Source organism: Halorubrum cibi, assembly GCF_900182635.1.
Classification (GTDB): domain Archaea; phylum Halobacteriota; class Halobacteria; order Halobacteriales; family Haloferacaceae; genus Halorubrum; species Halorubrum cibi.
In genome coordinates, this window is the sequence record NZ_FXTD01000001.1 from 289,945 (window position 1) to 305,437 (window position 15,493).

General features: G+C 69.5%; 17 protein-coding genes. 12 read left to right on the plus strand and 5 right to left on the minus strand.

What is annotated here, in order from left to right; translation table 11 throughout:
• The 4 genes from FN829_RS01365 to FN829_RS01380 all read right to left on the minus strand — a co-directional run bounded on the left by FN829_RS01365 (position 1) and on the right by FN829_RS01380 (position 2,357).
• Positions 1–609, minus strand: a complete 609-nt coding sequence (locus tag FN829_RS01365) for a DUF7504 family protein (RefSeq protein WP_142985207.1) — start codon at positions 607–609, stop codon at positions 1–3.
• A 43-nt stretch (positions 610–652) separates the two neighbouring features.
• Positions 653–1,039: a hypothetical protein gene (locus tag FN829_RS01370; protein ID WP_142985208.1), complete on the minus strand. Its 387-nt coding sequence runs from the start codon at positions 1,037–1,039 to the stop codon at positions 653–655.
• Positions 1,039–1,734 carry an RAD55 family ATPase gene (locus tag FN829_RS01375; RefSeq protein ID WP_142985209.1) on the minus strand — a complete coding sequence of 232 codons (696 nt, stop codon included), beginning with the start codon at positions 1,732–1,734 and terminating at the stop codon, positions 1,039–1,041. The genes FN829_RS01370 and FN829_RS01375 overlap by 1 nt, the downstream gene beginning before the upstream one ends.
• A 128-nt stretch (positions 1,735–1,862) precedes the next feature.
• Positions 1,863–2,357 carry a chemotaxis protein CheW gene (locus FN829_RS01380; RefSeq protein WP_142985210.1) on the minus strand — a complete coding sequence of 165 codons (495 nt, stop codon included), beginning with the start codon at positions 2,355–2,357 and terminating at the stop codon, positions 1,863–1,865.
• A 102-nt stretch (positions 2,358–2,459) separates the two neighbouring features.
• On the opposite strand from FN829_RS01380, the gene cheB reads away from it, so the two are divergent.
• The 9 genes from cheB (at position 2,460) to FN829_RS01425 (ending at position 12,296) form a co-directional block, all read left to right on the plus strand.
• Positions 2,460–3,548 (plus strand): chemotaxis-specific protein-glutamate methyltransferase CheB, encoded by a 1,089-nt coding sequence (gene cheB, locus FN829_RS01385; RefSeq protein WP_246066418.1) that lies wholly within the window; start codon positions 2,460–2,462, stop codon positions 3,546–3,548.
• Positions 3,548–5,755 carry a chemotaxis protein CheA gene (locus FN829_RS01390; protein WP_142985212.1) on the plus strand — a complete coding sequence of 736 codons (2,208 nt, stop codon included), beginning with the start codon at positions 3,548–3,550 and terminating at the stop codon, positions 5,753–5,755. Before cheB ends, FN829_RS01390 begins: the two co-directional genes overlap by 1 nt.
• Complete coding sequence (locus FN829_RS01395) at positions 5,752–6,555, plus strand: CheR family methyltransferase (protein ID WP_142985213.1); 804 nt, start codon at positions 5,752–5,754, stop codon at positions 6,553–6,555. The genes FN829_RS01390 and FN829_RS01395 overlap by 4 nt, the downstream gene beginning before the upstream one ends.
• Entirely contained in the window at positions 6,555–7,763 is a 1,209-nt protein-coding gene (locus FN829_RS01400; protein ID WP_142985214.1) for a HEAT repeat domain-containing protein, read from the plus strand. Before FN829_RS01395 ends, FN829_RS01400 begins: the two co-directional genes overlap by 1 nt.
• Positions 7,764–8,636: a CheF family chemotaxis protein gene (locus tag FN829_RS01405; protein WP_142985215.1), complete on the plus strand. Its 873-nt coding sequence runs from the start codon at positions 7,764–7,766 to the stop codon at positions 8,634–8,636. It abuts the gene before it with no gap.
• A 190-nt stretch (positions 8,637–8,826) separates the two neighbouring features.
• Entirely contained in the window at positions 8,827–9,540 is a 714-nt protein-coding gene (locus FN829_RS01410) for an HAD family hydrolase (protein WP_142985216.1), read from the plus strand.
• Complete coding sequence (locus FN829_RS01415; RefSeq protein ID WP_142985217.1) at positions 9,537–10,226, plus strand: class II aldolase/adducin family protein; 690 nt, start codon at positions 9,537–9,539, stop codon at positions 10,224–10,226. The genes FN829_RS01410 and FN829_RS01415 overlap by 4 nt, the downstream gene beginning before the upstream one ends.
• Before the next feature lie 64 nt (positions 10,227–10,290).
• The gene (locus tag FN829_RS01420; protein ID WP_142985218.1) at positions 10,291–11,247 is read left to right on the plus strand and encodes a ribose 1,5-bisphosphate isomerase; all 957 of its coding nucleotides are present in this window, start codon (positions 10,291–10,293) and stop codon (positions 11,245–11,247) included.
• On the plus strand, positions 11,244–12,296 hold the full coding sequence (locus FN829_RS01425; RefSeq protein ID WP_142985219.1) for a carbohydrate kinase family protein: 1,053 nt from the start codon (positions 11,244–11,246) through the stop codon (positions 12,294–12,296). Before FN829_RS01420 ends, FN829_RS01425 begins: the two co-directional genes overlap by 4 nt.
• 38 nt (positions 12,297–12,334) lie before the next feature.
• Here the strand turns inward: FN829_RS01425 and FN829_RS01430 are convergent, their stop codons facing one another.
• Positions 12,335–12,640 (minus strand): MazG-like family protein, encoded by a 306-nt coding sequence (locus FN829_RS01430; protein ID WP_142985220.1) that lies wholly within the window; start codon positions 12,638–12,640, stop codon positions 12,335–12,337.
• 163 nt (positions 12,641–12,803) lie between these two features.
• On the opposite strand from FN829_RS01430, the gene npdG reads away from it, so the two are divergent.
• From npdG to FN829_RS01445, 3 genes are all read left to right on the plus strand, one after another.
• Entirely contained in the window at positions 12,804–13,472 is a 669-nt protein-coding gene (npdG, locus tag FN829_RS01435) for an NADPH-dependent F420 reductase (RefSeq protein WP_142985221.1), read from the plus strand.
• A 347-nt stretch (positions 13,473–13,819) separates the two neighbouring features.
• On the plus strand, positions 13,820–14,662 hold the full coding sequence (locus FN829_RS01440) for a polyprenyl synthetase family protein (protein ID WP_142985222.1): 843 nt from the start codon (positions 13,820–13,822) through the stop codon (positions 14,660–14,662).
• Positions 14,663–14,744: 82 nt separating this feature from the next.
• On the plus strand, positions 14,745–15,458 hold the full coding sequence (locus FN829_RS01445) for a phosphoribosyltransferase family protein (protein WP_122104074.1): 714 nt from the start codon (positions 14,745–14,747) through the stop codon (positions 15,456–15,458).
• Positions 15,459–15,493: the final 35 nt, after the last annotated feature.

Here is a 15,493-nt window from a genome sequence, read left to right on the forward strand (position 1 = left end):
TCAAAAGGACTTCCAGCCGGAGGGCTGTTCCATGCGATCGAGGACTCTGAACTGTCGTTCGTCGCCCTCGACGCGGGTCTCGACGACCAGATCGAACGGCTCGTACAGCGTGTGGATCACCTGCTCGTCGTGGGCCGTCGAGCCGACGACGCTCACGAAGGGCCAGCCCTGTCCGGAGGACTGGGAGGCCATCACGCGGGTGAACTGGTAGATCCGATCGGGGTCCCAGTACATCAACAGCTCGGAGAGCGAGTAGACGCCGACCGCCCGCTCGCGTCCGGCCGACGACTCGACCACGTCGGTGAACTTGATCCCGATCTCAGTGAGGTCGCCCGGGCCGCTCACGTACTTCGTCGTGGGCGTGTCGGCGCGTTTGTCGCCCTGCTGGTGGGTGACGCAGTCGACGACGACGAGGTCGTCGCCGCCGTCACCGACGAGCCGCTCGTGATCCGCTCGGATCTTCTCGGCGGTCCGCCCGGTCGAGACGACGATGGGGGAGTCCGACCACGCTGCGAGCAGCCGATTGAAGAGGTCGTACTTCCCGCTCATCGGTGGTCCGCTGATGAGGACGCTGTCGGAGGAGACGACGGCGTCAGGAAGCGGACTCATGTCTCACACAACGGGTCGACCCCGATAAAACCCTTCCGAGGGATCACTTTCGGAGGAACCTCGGCAGATCAAGCGCGGACGGTGGCCCGGTTCGCGGCGAGCGAGTGAGAGTCAGCTCACTGAGAGCTCCCGGAAGCGCCGCCGGCAGCGGCGCCGTTCGCGGCGTTCCGACGCCGTCGACCAGTTCCTCCCAGACGGCCTCGGGCTCCTCTGCCGGGGCCTCGAGCGCCTTGGTTCTCCCCTCGTCGTAGGCGAGCTCGACCATGCTCCGCTCGTACGCGCCGGGAAACGCCTCGAGGATCCGATCGAGCTCCTCGGGGGGCGCGCTCCCGCAGCCGGCCGCCACACCGAGCGCGAACGCCCGGTCGATGGCCGCCTGACGGGTCAGTTCAGCCGGATCCCAGTCCGTCCCGAACGTCCGGTCGTACATCACCGGGTCACCGTCGTGGCCGAGCCGACGCGGATCCCTCCGTCGGTGAACTCGACGTCCTGGATATCGGTGTTCACGTCGGTTCCCCGCATCTTCAGCACCTGTATCCCGCGGCGCATCCCCTCGTCCTCCAAGTAGTTGTGGAGGAAGACGACGCCGTGGGCGAGGTAGTGCTCCTCGGAGTACGCGCTCGGGTCGGTCATCTCGGAGATGAGCATCGTCGTCGCGCCCGTCCGCTTCAGCGAGGAGAGCAGTTGGATCATGGTGTCCTCGTCGTCGTCGAGCAGGAAACGCAACAGCATCGTCGAGTCGAAGACGACCCGGTCGATGTCGCGGGAGTTGACGTACCCCGTGAGCCGGTTCGTGACGCCCGAGCGGTCCCGGCGCTCGCCGGGAAGCCCGAAGAACCGCCGGCCGTCGGCCGAGAAGGAATCGAGGAAGGTCACCCGATCGGTGTCGAGCGCGCGGTCGAACCCAAAGTCGTACCCGCCCATGTCGCGGCGGATCCCTTCCTTCGTCTCGTGCATGCTGACGTACAGCACGTCGTCTCCGTTTCGGGCACCCTGGGCCGCGAACTGCGAGCAGAAGGTCGTCTTGCCGCTTCCGGGAGGACCGCTCACCACGTACAGCCGGTCGGACGGGAACCCCCCGTCGACGAGCTCGTCGAATCCGGGAACCCCGCTGGAGACTCGCATAGGTGGACCATCGCGGGTGACCCGATAAGCGTTGGCTCCCGTTTTTCAACGGTGAGAACCCGAACGGGTCGCGTGAGGACGTCGATCTCGGTGCGTGAGAACGTCGAACTCCGCTACCTGTTCGTCGCCTACGCCTCCGCGGACTCGTCCGCCGAGGCGTCGCCTCCCGATCCATCGATCTCGACGTTCGCGTCGGCCTCGACGTCGGGAGCGACCCAGACGACGAACCGGTCGTCGGATTTGACGATCCCGTGAACCCCTTCGTCGTCGGCGGTCGTCCCCTCGTCGACGTCCTCGGATGCGACGTCTCTGACCTGGAACACCTCGTCGACGATCCACCCGACGGTCCCGCCCTCCGAGACGCGATCGTCGTCGAACACGACGATCCGCTCGCGGGGACCCGTCTCCTCGATCGCGAAGAGCGTCTTCGGGTCGACGATGGTCGTCGTCCGACCGCGGAGGTCCATCACGCCCTCGACGTGGTCGGGGGAGTTCGGGATCCGCGTGAGCTCGCCGGCGTCGACGATCTCGTCGATGACCCCGATGTCCAGACAGTACGTACCGTCGCCGAGGCCGAACTCCAGTACCTTCGTGTGTTCGGCGTCCGCCTCCGTGGCTGGCATGCTTCCACTCGCGTCGAGACGGCGGATAACGGTATCCCCTGAATTATCACCGGTGATTCCTGGGTCCGTGGGTTTATGCTCGCTCTGGGACCGGTTTCGGACATGAGTAGGACGACGGATCGGCGTGGCGGCCGGAGCGACGCCCCGCGAGTGGTCGTCGTCGACGACTCGCCGTTCATGCGCGGGCTGATCGGGGACCTCCTGACCGACGCGGGGGTGACCGTCGTCGGCGAGGCCGGCGACGGCGAGGAGGCGCTGTCGGTGGTGGCCGAGACGCGCCCGGACGTGGTTACCATGGACGTCGAGATGCCCGGGATGGGCGGGATCGAGGCCGTCGAGCGGCTGATGGCGGAGACGCCGACGCCCGTGTTGATGCTGTCGGCACACACCGCGGAGGGTGCCGAGGTGACCTTCGAGGCGCTCGAGCGCGGCGCGGTCGACTTCTTCTCGAAACCCGGAGGCGAGGTGTCGACCGGCGTCTCGCGGGAGGCCGACCGGCTCGTCGAGGCGGTTCGGTCGGTTGCCGACGCGGACCTCGAGGCCGCGACCCGCGACCGGAAGCCCCGAACCGCCTCCGGGACGGGAGCGGCGTCGGACGTCGACCTCGCGGAGCCGCTGACGGCCGTGGTCGGCGCGTCGACGGGCGGCCCGAAGGCGGTCGAGCGGGTGCTCTCCGCGCTGCCGATGGCCGACTGTCGGGTGCTCGTGGTCCAGCACATGCCAGAGGCGTTCACCTCGCGGTTCGCGGAACGCCTCGATTCGGCCTCCGCGTACGACGTTCGGGAGGCGACGGACGGCGCGCGAATCGGGGCGGGCGAGGCGCTCGTCGCCCCGGGCGGCAGACACATGCTGATCGGCAGCTACCGCGCGGGGCGTCTGCGCGTAAAACTCGTCGACGAGGACGCCGCGGACGGCGACACCCCGTCGGTGACCCCCGCGGTCGACGTGACGATGCGATCGGCCGCTGAAACGGTCTCTGACCCGCTCGTCGGCGTCGTCCTCACGGGTATGGGCGACGACGGATCCACGGGGATCCGAGCGATGGCCGACGCCGGCGCGCGGACGGTCGCACAGAGCGAGGACACCTGCGTCGTCTACGGCATGCCGAAGCGCGCCGTGGCAACCGGCGCGGTCGACTCGGTGTGTGACCTCGACGACGTCGCCGGCGCGATCCTCGGGGGGAGGCCCTGATGGACTCACACCGCGCGGCGTTCGTCGCGGAGGCCGAAGACGGTATCACGGACCTCAACAACGCGCTGCTTGCGCTCGAGGCGGACCCGGAGGACGACGCGGCGATGGACGACGTGTTCCGGGTCGCACACACCCTGAAGGGGAACGCCGCCGCGATGGGGTATGAGGACGTCTCCTCGTTCGGCCACGCCCTCGAGGACCTCCTCGACGCGGTCCGCGGCGGCGAGCGGGAGGTCACGCCCGAACTCATGGACCTGCTCTTCGAGGGGGTCGACACCGTCGAGGCGATGGTCGCTGAGATCGAGGGGACCGGCGAGGTGTCGACGGACCCTTCAGACCTCGAATCACGGCTCCGAGCAATCGAGGAGCACGGAACCGTCGACCCCGGCCCGAATGACGGCTCCGATGGAGACGTCGCCGCCGACACCGATGCTGACGCCGATGCCGACGAGGACGCGGCTCCGGAAGACAGCGGGAGCGACGGGAGCGACGGCGTCGATTCCGGCGTCGACGTTCCCGAACCGCCGGCCGCGGCGGCCGATTTCGCGGACGCGACCTACGCCGAGGTGACCGTGGGCGAGACGGCGATGCCGGGCGTCGATGCGGCGCTCGTCCTCCGGGCTCTCGAGGAGAACTTCGAGGAGTACGCCACCCGACCTGACGCGGAGGCGCTGGAGGAGGGCGAGTACGAGGAGAGCTTCGACGCCTTCGTCGCCGACGCCGAACCGGCGGTCGTCGCGGAGGGCCTCGAGGCGCTCACGCAGGTGGCGGCGGTGCGGACCGCGGTCACGAGCCCCGACGCCGGATCGGCGTCGGAGGACGAGGTGGACTCGAACGACGACGAACCGATCGATTCGGACGACGGCGAATCAGTCGCCGCCGAGGGATCGGACGACACCGACGATGAGACGGATACCTCCGGATCGGCCGACCGCGAGGAGATCAAGTCGATCCGGGTCGACGTCGACCAGGTCGACGAGCTGTACGGGTTGGTCGAACAGCTCGTGACGAGCCGGATCAAGCTCCGCCGGGAGCTCGAGGGAACCGGGACGGAGCCCGACACCCTCGACGAGCTCGACAAGCTCGCGTCCAGCCTCCAGGACACCGCCATGGACATGCGGCTCATCCCCTTCTCGCAGGTGTCCGACTCGTTCCCGCGGTTGGTCCGCGACATAGCTCGCGACCTCGACAAGCGGGTAGCCTTCGAGATCGAGGGCGACGACGTCGAGCTCGACCGGACGATCCTCACGGAGATGCGCGACCCGCTCGTCCACGTGTTGCGGAACGCGGTCGACCACGGGATCGAGTCCGCCGAGGAGCGCGAGGCCGCCGGCAAGGATCCCGTCGGACGGGTGGAACTCACGGCGGAGCGCGAGCGCGACCACGTCGTCATCGAGGTCGCCGACGACGGGGGCGGGCTCGATGCCGATCGGCTCCGGGAGAAGGCGGTCGCTGAGGGCGTCGAGGACCGCGAGACCGTCGAGGCGATGACCGACGGCGAGGTGTACGACCTGGTCTTCCATCCCGGATTTTCGACCGCCGAGGAGGTCACCGACGTCTCCGGACGCGGCGTCGGGATGGACGTGGTCAGAACGACCGCCCGCGACCTCGACGGCTCCGTCTCGGTCGACAGCGAGCCGGGAGAGGGGACGACGGTTCGCTTCCGGCTCCCGGTCACCGTCGCCATCGTGAAAGTGATGTTCGTCGACGTGAACGGGACGGAGTACGGGATCCCGATCAAGTCGATCGCGGAGGTCTCCCGCGCCGACGACGTGGAGACGGTCCACGGGGACGAGGTCGTCCGCCACGAGGACGACTTGTACCCCGTTATCCGGCTCGCGGATCGGCTCGACGCCGCCGAGCCGGAGGCCGATACGGCCGATCCACCGGACGCCGCGGCGACCGATGGCGGATCCGTCGAGACCGGAAACGACCCCGACTCGACGGCGGGCGACGGCGGACCAATCGAGACCGGAGACGACGTCGCGGCCGCGAGCGGTACCGCGACGGCCGCCGGCGAAGGAATGCTCGTCCGGATCCGCGAGGGAACTCGGAAGGTGGCGCTTCACTGTGACGGCGTGTTGGACCAGGAGGAGGTGGTCGTGAAGCCGCTCGACGGCCCGCTGTCGGGAACGCCCGGACTCAGCGGAACGGCCGTACTCGGCGACGGCGACGTCGTGGCCGTCCTCGACGTGGTGAGTCTATGACCGGCGAGACGGCCTTCGAGGGCGTGCTCAAGCAGATCGACGACTCGGTACCGTTCGAACCCGGCTACTACAACGAGTCGTACCTCGACAGGCGGATCACCGCTCGAATGCGCCGGCGCGGGACGGAGTCGCACAGCGAGTACCGGCGGCTGCTCCGCGAGGAGGACGACGAGCGCGAGGCGCTCATGGACGCGCTCACGATCAACGTGACGGAGTTCTTCCGGAACCCCGAGATGTGGGAGGTTCTCCGGAACGTGTTGCGCGAGCTTACCGACGAGAAGCGGCGCGTTCGCGTCTGGTCGGCGCCGTGTGCCGACGGACGGGAGGCCTACTCGCTCGCGATGCTCGCGTGTGACGACGACGCGATAGACGAGTCCCGCGTGGAGGTTCTCGGCTCGGACATCAGCGAGGAGGCGCTCGATCACGCCCGCGACGGCGTGTATCACACGACGCGGACGACGGACATCGCCGAGGAGCTGGAGCCGCTCTCGGAGCCGGACCGCTACGTCGACCGCGAGGGCGACGCGTTCCGCGTCCGCGACGCACCTCGGCGGCTCGTGACGTTCGACACCCACGACCTGATCAGCGACGGACCGAGGGGTCCCTTCGACGTGGTGTTGTGTCGGAACCTCCTCATCTACATCGACGCTGACCACAAGGGATCGCTCTTCGATACCCTCGAGGCGTCGATCGCGGCGGGCGGCGCTCTCGTCGTCGGAATGACCGAGAGCGTCCCGCCGGACCGTAGTGACGGATACGAACCGATCGATAAACGGCGACGGGTGTTTCGGAGGCGCTGATGTCGCTGTACCAGCACGCCCGTGAAGGTAACGTCGACCGGCTCAGGGACGCGCTGGGGAGCGACAGCACCGCGGTCCGAAAGCGGGCGGTCGAGCTCCTCGGCGAGCTCGCGGATGGCGACGACCAGGCGACGATCGACGGTCTCCTCCGCGCGGCGACGAGCGACGAGGACGCCGCGGTCCGCGGGGCTGCCGTCGACGCCCTCGACGAGATCGGCCAGGAGGCGCTCGAACAGCTCCTGTCGGAGCTCACCGGTGGAAGCGGCTCGGAGGCGGAGTGGGTCACCGCCCGGAAGTTCGCCCGGGCTCTCGAGGCGGACCGCGCCGAGCTACGGATCGCGGCGGCGAACGCACTCGCCCGTCTCGATGAGCCGAGCGCGCTGCCCGCGATCGTCGGTGCGCTCTCGGACCCGGACCCGCGGGTGCGACTCCGCGCGTGTCACGCGTGCGGGACGTTCGCCGATCCGCGGGCAATCCCCGGGCTGATCGAGCGGCTCGACGACGAGCCGCGTGTCCGGCGGGCGGCCGCGAACGCGCTGGGAGCCGTCGGGACCGACCGTGCGCTGGACCCGCTCATCGACCTGCTCGAGGACCCGGACGAGTCGCTCCGTCGGATCGCCGCGGGCGCGCTCGGAAATGCGAGCAACCCGAAGCCAGTCGAACCGCTCGCTCGCGCGCTCGGCGACGAGAGCGCGATCGTCAGGAACGCGGCGGTGTACTCGGTCATCGAACTGCTCTCGAACGTACCGACCGAGCACAGTCACACGGTCCGGGACCGCGTGGTCTCCGAGCTGAAGGCGGCCGACGACGAGACGGTCGTCGAGCCACTCGTCGAGATCCTCACCGAGGGAAAACAGAGCCGGCAGCGCCGAAACGCGGCGTGGATCCTCGGACGCGTCGCCGATCCCGGCTCCGAACCGGCCGTCGAGGCGCTCGCGGCCGCCCTCGACGACGACGACTCCCAGACGTCCCAGTTCGCGGCGACGAGTCTCACGAACCTCGGCGGGCCGATCGTCGAGGACCGGCTGCTCGACCGTCTCGGCACCGAACACCCCGACGACGTCCGCGCGAAGGCGGTGTTCGTGCTCGGACAGGTGGGCGGACAGGAGACGCTGAACCGACTGGAGGACCTGACCGACGACGAGAGCTCCGCGGTCCGAAAACGCGTGTTCTCGGCGGTCTCGAAACTCCGGGCGGGGGGTGTCTAAATGCCGACCGGTGACGGCGAGTACAAGGTCACGGACACGCAGGCGCGGTTCGCGGTCGCCGTCCGCGAGGGGCGAGCCATCAACGACGTCTCTTGGACGCCCGGCCGAGTACTGTTGTCGAACCGACGACTGATACTCGCGAGCAACGACGGGAAGCGCACGATACCGCTCTCGCGCCTTCAGAGATTGGGCGGCCGTCACGACGCCAACCAGTCGATCGCTCGCGTTTCCAACTACGTGAGCTTCGATCTCGGCGAACAGGTGTTGTTAGTCGCCGCGGCCGATCACGAGTCGTTCGAGCGCGACGTCTACCGTGCGCTGCTCGACCAGCGGACGCTCATGGCGAAACACCCGGCCGTCGAGGGCGGCGTCGTTCAGGACACCGGCTGGGAGCAGGCCCGCGTGAAGATCGACGAGAACGGACTTGGAGCGGCCCTCGAGGGTGGCGCGTTCGTGGAGTTCGACCTCGACGACATCAGCGGGCTCGACGCCGCGAAACGCACCGTCGACGGCGAGAAGAAACCCGTGATCGAGGTGTCTCACACCGACGACGAAGACACGAGCATCGAGACGCATCTCGCCGGCACGCCACAGCGGATGCGGTTCGTCGAGTCGTGGCTCCGGAAGGGCGAAGAGCGGAGCTCGACGAACGTCGACCTCTCCAGTCGGGACCGGGAGGTGTTGATGGCGCTGTACTCGGGCGTTTCGCCGTTCGAGATACCCGCGTTCCTGGGCAGCGACGTCGACGAGGTCGAGGAGACGTTCGAGCGGCTGATCGAACTCGAGGTCGTCGAGGAGGTGCGGGTTCGCCGTGAGGTGGCGCTCAACTCCCGCGGACGCAACATCGCGAGCGAGGCGATGAACGAGCAGTGAGTCGGTGGGATGTGGCGGACAGCCGGCGGAATCGTTCCCGACCGGATCGCCGGACACCCGCCTCGCCCGGTTCGGGGCCTGAATCAACGCACGGGACGGTTGGCCGCGGTATCGCCCTTGAATCGTCGGACCGGCTTCCCGTGTCCGTCCCGCGAACCACGCTTAAGTCGTCGCCCCTCCAGGGTCGGACATGGTGTATGAAGCGGTCTGTTTCGATCTCGACGACACGCTGTATCCGTATCCGGCGTGTAACGAGGCGGGCAAGCGGGCGGCGCTGTCGGCGTTCCGCGAGCGCGGATACGAACTCGACCGTTCGGCGTTCGACGACCTCTACGCGACCGCCCGACGGGACGTGAAACGCGAAACGAGCGGCACCGCGGCCTCACACGAACGGTTCATCTACTTCAAGCAAGCGCTCCGACTCCACGCGGACGTTCACGACGCCGCCGACGCCCACGCGATCGGCGAGGCGTACTGGGACGGGTACCTCGCGGAGATGACACCGTACGACGACGTTACGACCACGCTGGACGCGATCCGGGACGCCGGCGTCGCGGTCGGCGTCGTGACGAACCTCACGACCCGGGTTCAGCTACGAAAGCTCACGCGGCTCGGGATCGACGACCGGGTGGACCGACTCGTCACTTCGGAGGAGGTCGGCCGTGAGAAGCCGAGTGCGCTCCCGTTCACGACCGCACTCGCCGGCTTCGACTGCCGCCCGAGCGAGGTGCTCATGGTCGGGGACAACGTCGTTACCGACGTCGAGGGCGGCAACGCCGTCGGCATGGACACCGTGCTGTTCGACCCTCGCGGGGAGGCCCCCCCGGCCGGCGAACTGCCTGCGGGGAGACGGCCGGATCGCCGGATCGAGTCGTTCCCGGCGCTCACGGAGGTGGCGACGTGAACGACGGAAGCGACGGAAGCGACGGAAGCGACGACGACCCGGCGCGTCTCCGGGCGGCCCGCGAGACGGTCGCGGAGTACGCGTCGGCGCTATCGGAGCTGACGCCGGGACGGACCGGGAACCTGAGCGTTCGCGAGGGCGACGCCTTCGCCGTCACGCCCACCGGCGTGGCGTACGACGCCTTCGACGCGGCGGACGTGCCGGTCGTCGGTCTCGACGGCGAGCATCTGGCGGGACGGATGGCTCCCTCGAGCGAGGTACCGATGCACACGGGGATCTACGAACACGCGCGACCGGGCGCGATCGTCCACACCCACTCGCCGTGGGCGACGACGCTGGCGACGCTCGGGCTGTCGCTCCCGCCGGTCCACTACATGATCGTCACGGTGGGACGGGAGGTTCCGTTGGCGGACTACGCGCCGTACGGGACCGAGGAGCTGGCCGCCAACGTCGTCGCCGCGATGGCCGAGGTCGACTCGGACGCCGCGATCCTCGCGAACCACGGGCTAGTGGTGACCGGGCCGGACCTCGAGACCGCGCTCGAGAACGCCCACCACGTCGAGGACCTCTGTCGGCTCTACGTGCGCTCCTCGGCGATCGGCGAGCCGAACCTGCTGACGGACGAGCAGCTCGCGACCGTCGAGGAGCGCTTCGAGAGCTACGGCCAGCAGCCGGACGACGTCTGAGCGAGAGAGCCCGTGGGGTGGACCCAGTGGGGTTTATATCCGTCTCGCCGGAAACGGTATCGACATGACCGACCACCGACTCGCCCCCGACGTCGAGGAGACCGCGGAGGCGATCGCGTCCATGGAGATCCGCGGCGCGGCGACGATCGCGGCGGGCGCGGCGGAGGCGCTCGCCACGCAGGCGCGCGAGATCGACGCCGACTCCCCCGAGGCGTTCCGCGCGTCGATGCGCGCGGCCGCCCGGACCCTCCGCGAGACGCGCCCGACGGCCGTCTCGCTTCCGAACGCGCTCAGGTACGTCCTCCGGCGGATGGGGGGGCGGAGCGTCGACGCCCTCCGAGAGAGCGTGACCGACGCGGTCGAAGAGTTCGTCGCACAGCTCGACCGCGCCCAGGAGGATCTCGGGCGCGTCGGCGCGAACCGCCTCGCCGACGGCGACACCGTGATGACTCACTGTCACTCGACGGACGCGCTCGCGTGTATCGAGGCCGCCGTCGACCAGGGCAAGCATATCGAGGCGATAGTCAAGGAGACGCGCCCGCGCAACCAGGGACACATCACCGCCGAACAGCTCCGCGAGGCGGGAGTCCCGGTCACCCTCATCGTCGACTCCGCGGCGCGGCGCTACCTGAACGAGGCGGACCACGTCCTCGTGGGGGCCGACTCGATCGCCGCCGACGGGGGCGTCATCAACAAGATCGGCACCTCGGGTCTGGCGGTCAACGCCCGCGAGCGCGGCGTGCCGATCATGACCGCCGCACAGACGATCAAGCTCCATCCGGAGACGCTGACGGGCCACACCGTGGAGATCGAGACCCGCGCGGAGGACGAGGTGATCGACCGGGAGACGCGCGAGGAGATCGGCGATATCGCGGTCGAAAACCCCGCCTTCGACGTGACGCCGCCGCGGTACATGGACGCGATCGTGACCGAGCACGGCCAGTTCCCGCCCGAGAGCATCGTGACGTTGATGCGCGAGCTGTTCGGCGAGGGCGCCGCGGAGCCGTGGGCCGAGCCATGAGCGGCGCGGACGACGGCTCACGGCGGGCGACCTCCGACGGCGGCGACGAGGTCGAACCCACCGTCGACCCGGACCTCGAGCCGGAGGCCGAGACCGGACCGCCGAAGGTGATCTCGGCGGGTCACATCAACTGGGACGTGACGATCCACGTCGACGAGCTGCCCGAGCGCGACGGGGAGACGCGGATCGAGCGGCTCGAGCAGTCCGGCGGCGGCAGCGCCGCCAACGTCGCGGTCGGCGTCGTGGGGCTCGGCGGGCAGTCGGTCGTCTTCGGGAGCGTCGGCGGGGACGAGTCGGGCGCGCTCGCCCTGCGCGAGCTCGCCAGCGCGGGCGTCGATCCCGGTCACGTGCTCGTCGACGCCGACGCGCCCACCTCGGTCACCTACGTGATCGTCGACGGGAACGGGGAGCTGTTGATGCTCGCCAACGACGGCGCGAACGAGTCGTTCTCGGCGGGCGACCTCGACCGCGACACGCTCGCCGACGCCGACCACCTCCACTTGACGGGACAGGCACCGGAGACCGCGGCCGCGCTGGCGACGACCGCCGCCGAGGTCGGCCCGACGCGGAGCTTCGATCCCGGTCGCCGGGTGACGGACCGCGGGTACGACGCGGCGCTCCACGCCGCGGACCTGATCTTCGTGAACGACCGCGAGGCGGACGCGCTGGCGGCCGCGACCGACATCGACCCGCGCGCGCCCGAGAACCGCGTCGTGGCGGTCAAACACGGCGGCGACGGCGCGACGGTCCACACCCCCCACGGCGACGTCTCGCATCCGGGGTTCGACGTCGACGCGGTCGACACCGCCGGCGCGGGCGACGCGTTCGCCGCGGGATTTCTCGGCGCGGCGCTCAGAGAGCCCGAGATCGCCGCCGACGGCTTCACCCACGACCCACGCGAGTACCAGGTGCCGCTGCTCGTCGCCAACGCCTGCGGCGCGATCGCGGCCGGGACCGTCACCGCCCGCGCGGACCTCTCGTGGGACCGGGTCCGGTCGATAATGGGCGAGTCGCCCGAGGCGGACCTGCTGATCGAGATCCGCGCGTAGTCCGGGTGCGGGACGCGGAAGGCGACTCCGGGCGCTTTCTACTCCCCCGAGCCGGCCCCGCCGGTCGCCTCGATCCGATCCTCGTACTTCGCGAGCGCGACCTCGAGCGCCTCCCCGGCGTCGACGTCGGCCGCCTCGGCGAGCGCGAGCAGCGCGAACAGGCAGTCGCCGATCTCGTCGGTCGCGACCTCTGCGGCTTCGGGGCTCGACCCGTAGTCGGTCGAGGTCGTCACCTCCTTCGCGACCTCGCCGACCTCGCTCTCGAGGTCGAGCACGCGGTACGCGAGGTCGGTCTCCAGCCCGTGCTCCTCGACGAACGCCGAAACGCGCTCCTGCTCCTCCATGGCGGCCGGATCGATCGGGAGGCGTATAGGCGCACCGAAGGTCGGTGACGCTCGGTGCCGTCGACGAGGCGGGAGGGCTCGAACTGCGGCGCCGAGCGCCACCGCCGACGGCGAGGACGGCCGGTCACGCAACCCCTAAGGTCGTAACGCGCCCACGGATCCCATGGACATCGCGATACTCGGCGGCACCGGCGACATCGGGGAGGGGCTCGCGCTCCGCCTCGCCGCCGACACCTCCCACGAGGTGCTGATCGGCTCGCGCGACGCCGGGAAGGCCGAGACGAAGGCCGCAGAGTACACCACGGAACTCGACAGTCGCGGACTCGACCGCGAGGTGTACGGGTTCGAGAACGTCGCGGCCGTCGAGCGGGCCGACGTGGTCGTGCTCGCGGTCCCGCCGTACCACGTCGGCGACACGGTCGAGGCGATCGCCGACTCCCTCGACGACGGCGACATTCTGGTCTCGCCGGCGACCGGGATGAAACGCGACGAGGAGGGCTTTCACTACCACAAGCCCGGCGCGGGCTCCGTCACGCGGATCGCGGCGGACGCGGCTCCCGAGGGCGTTGCCGTCGTCGGCGCGTTCCACAACCTCGCGGCCGCGCGCCTCGCGAACCTCGACGCGGATCTCGGGATCGACACCCTCGTGATCGGTGACGACGAGGACGCGAAGGCGATCGTCGCCGACGTCGCCGAGGGGATCGAGGGGCTCCGCGCGCTCGACGCTGGCGGGATCGCGAACGCCCCCGAGATCGAGGGGCTCACGCCGCTTCTCATCAACGTCGCGAGCAACAACGAACGGCTCCACGACCTCGGGATCCGGTTCCAGTAAGTCGGAGATCGGGCGTGTGTGGTTGTCGGCGTGGTGACTACCGCCAAAGCCCCAGCCGCGAGGACTCGGGGGCCTCGTTGCGCGCTTCAGTCGCTCGTTTCACTCGCTCCTTCAGTGCTTACTTCGGCCGCCGTCGCCCTCGCGGCTGCCCCTTTGAGTCCCACCCGACCGCACCGCACCTCACGCCTCCCCAGCCTCGCGGGCGGTTCGTGCCGCTTCGCGGCACTCACCGGCGCGCCACCGCTACACATGGACTCGACCCGAACGACGCTGCCGGAAGTCTCCGATCCTCCTCCCGTCCGGGCGTTCCGTTAGGCCTTTGCGCGGTGGTCCCCTCCCTTCAGTGGATGGAGTACCTGGAGCGCCGGGTCGCGCTGGTCGAGGACCGTCTCGAGGAGGTCATCGACCGCGTCGAGCCCGAGGAGCTGTCCGACGAGCTCGCTCACGTCGTGCTCGCGGGCGGCAAGCGCGTCCGCCCCGCGGTGACGATCCTCGCCTGCGAGGCGTTCGACGGCGACCCCGACGACGCGGTCGACTTCGCGGCCGGCATCGAGTTCGTCCACAACGCCTCGCTCGTGATCGACGACGTCATCGACCGCTCGGAGGTCCGGCGCGGGACGCCCTCCGCGTGGGCCGAGTTCGGATACGGCCCGGCGATGATCACGAGCGACGGCCTGCTCGGCGAGGCGTTCGCGCTCTTCTCGGCCGACGACCGGGCGATGCGGACCGTCGCCGAGGCGATGGTCGAACTCGGCGAGGGGGAGGCGACGGAACTTGCCGCCCGCCCGACCACCGAGGCCGAGTACATGGAGCTGGCCCGCCGGAAGACCGGTGCGCTGTTCCGGGCGGCCGCCGAACTCGGCGCGGTCGCCGGCGGCGCGAAGCCCACGGCGATCGAGTCGTTCGGCGAGTACGCCGAGCGCGTCGGCGTCGCCTTCCAGATGCGCGACGACGTGTTGGACGCCACCGCCGACGCCGACGACCTCGGCAAGCCGACGGGCCAGGACGCCGAGATGGACCGCCCCTCGGTCGTCCAGGTCACCTCGCTCTCGCCGGAGGAAGTGGACGAGCGGGCCAGAGAGCAGTCCGAACTCGCGTTGGCCGCGCTCGACGACGCGGACCCGCCCGAAACCGAGGCGATCGAGTATCTCCGGGACCTCGCGGAGTTCGTCGTCGTCCGCGAGCGATAGCTCCGAGAGTCGTTCGCACGTGGATATTATACCCACGAATCGACTTCGATGTATTCATATTTGTGCGATCGCGATCATCAACATGAACCGCGCAGAGAAGGCGGCCCTCCAGCTACAGGCGGTCGCCGTGTTGCGGACGCTGAAGGAGACGCGGACGTACGAGGAGCTGTCGACGCTCACGGGACTTCCAGCGGGCGACCTGAACCGGTACGTGAACGGTCACGTGCTCCCCGGAGCCGACCGGGCGCGCGAGGTCGTCTCCGAGGTCGGCCGCGACGCGCTCGCCGACGAACTCGTCGCTCGCGTCGCCTTTGACGACGAGGGCTACGTCGACAACAGCGGCGTCGTCTTCGACCAGTCCTTCCTCGATCTCGTCGCGCCGGTCGCCGCCGAGACTTTCGAGTTCGCCTCGCCGGACGTGGTGTTGACTGCCGCGACCGACGGGATCACGCTGGGGGCGGCGATGGCCTCCTTCTTCGACGCACGGCTGGCGTACGCGAAGAAGTCGAAGGAGACCGCGGTCGAGGAGTTCATCGAGTCGCGCCAGCGGCTCGCCTCCGGCATCGAACTCACCTACTACCTGCCGAAACGCGCGATCGAGGCCGGTGACACCGTGCTCGTCGTCGACGACCTGATCCGGTCGGGCGAGACCCAGGAGCTGCTCTTAGACATCGCGCTCCAGGCCGACGCCGACGTCGGCGGCGTGTTCACGCTCATCGCCGTCGGCGACGAGGGAATGCGCCGGGCTCGCGAGATAACCGACGCGCCGGTCGGCGCGTTGACGACCTTCGAGTGAGATGACCGCGCACGAGTGTGCGCACGTTCGACCAG

Excerpts from the sequence above, each read along its gene's own strand:
- cheB (WP_246066418.1), top strand. The coding sequence starts at position 2,460 with ATGAGTAGGACGACGGATCGGCGTGGCGGCCGGAGCGACGCCCCGCGA.
- FN829_RS01370 (WP_142985208.1), bottom strand. The coding sequence starts at position 1,039 with ATGTACGACCGGACGTTCGGGACGGACTGGGATCCGGCTGAACTGACC.
- FN829_RS01365 (WP_142985207.1), bottom strand. The coding sequence starts at position 609 with ATGAGTCCGCTTCCTGACGCCGTCGTCTCCTCCGACAGCGTCCTCATC.
- FN829_RS01410 (WP_142985216.1), top strand. The coding sequence starts at position 8,827 with ATGGTGTATGAAGCGGTCTGTTTCGATCTCGACGACACGCTGTATCCG.
- npdG (WP_142985221.1), top strand. The coding sequence starts at position 12,804 with ATGGACATCGCGATACTCGGCGGCACCGGCGACATCGGGGAGGGGCTC.
- FN829_RS01440 (WP_142985222.1), top strand. The coding sequence starts at position 13,820 with ATGGAGTACCTGGAGCGCCGGGTCGCGCTGGTCGAGGACCGTCTCGAG.
- FN829_RS01420 (WP_142985218.1), top strand. The coding sequence starts at position 10,291 with ATGACCGACCACCGACTCGCCCCCGACGTCGAGGAGACCGCGGAGGCG.
- FN829_RS01375 (WP_142985209.1), bottom strand. The coding sequence starts at position 1,734 with ATGCGAGTCTCCAGCGGGGTTCCCGGATTCGACGAGCTCGTCGACGGG.
- FN829_RS01380 (WP_142985210.1), bottom strand. The coding sequence starts at position 2,357 with ATGCCAGCCACGGAGGCGGACGCCGAACACACGAAGGTACTGGAGTTC.
- FN829_RS01390 (WP_142985212.1), top strand. The coding sequence starts at position 3,548 with ATGGACTCACACCGCGCGGCGTTCGTCGCGGAGGCCGAAGACGGTATC.
- FN829_RS01430 (WP_142985220.1), bottom strand. The coding sequence starts at position 12,640 with ATGGAGGAGCAGGAGCGCGTTTCGGCGTTCGTCGAGGAGCACGGGCTG.
- FN829_RS01405 (WP_142985215.1), top strand. The coding sequence starts at position 7,764 with ATGCCGACCGGTGACGGCGAGTACAAGGTCACGGACACGCAGGCGCGG.
- FN829_RS01395 (WP_142985213.1), top strand. The coding sequence starts at position 5,752 with ATGACCGGCGAGACGGCCTTCGAGGGCGTGCTCAAGCAGATCGACGAC.
- FN829_RS01445 (WP_122104074.1), top strand. The coding sequence starts at position 14,745 with ATGAACCGCGCAGAGAAGGCGGCCCTCCAGCTACAGGCGGTCGCCGTG.
- FN829_RS01400 (WP_142985214.1), top strand. The coding sequence starts at position 6,555 with ATGTCGCTGTACCAGCACGCCCGTGAAGGTAACGTCGACCGGCTCAGG.
- FN829_RS01425 (WP_142985219.1), top strand. The coding sequence starts at position 11,244 with ATGAGCGGCGCGGACGACGGCTCACGGCGGGCGACCTCCGACGGCGGC.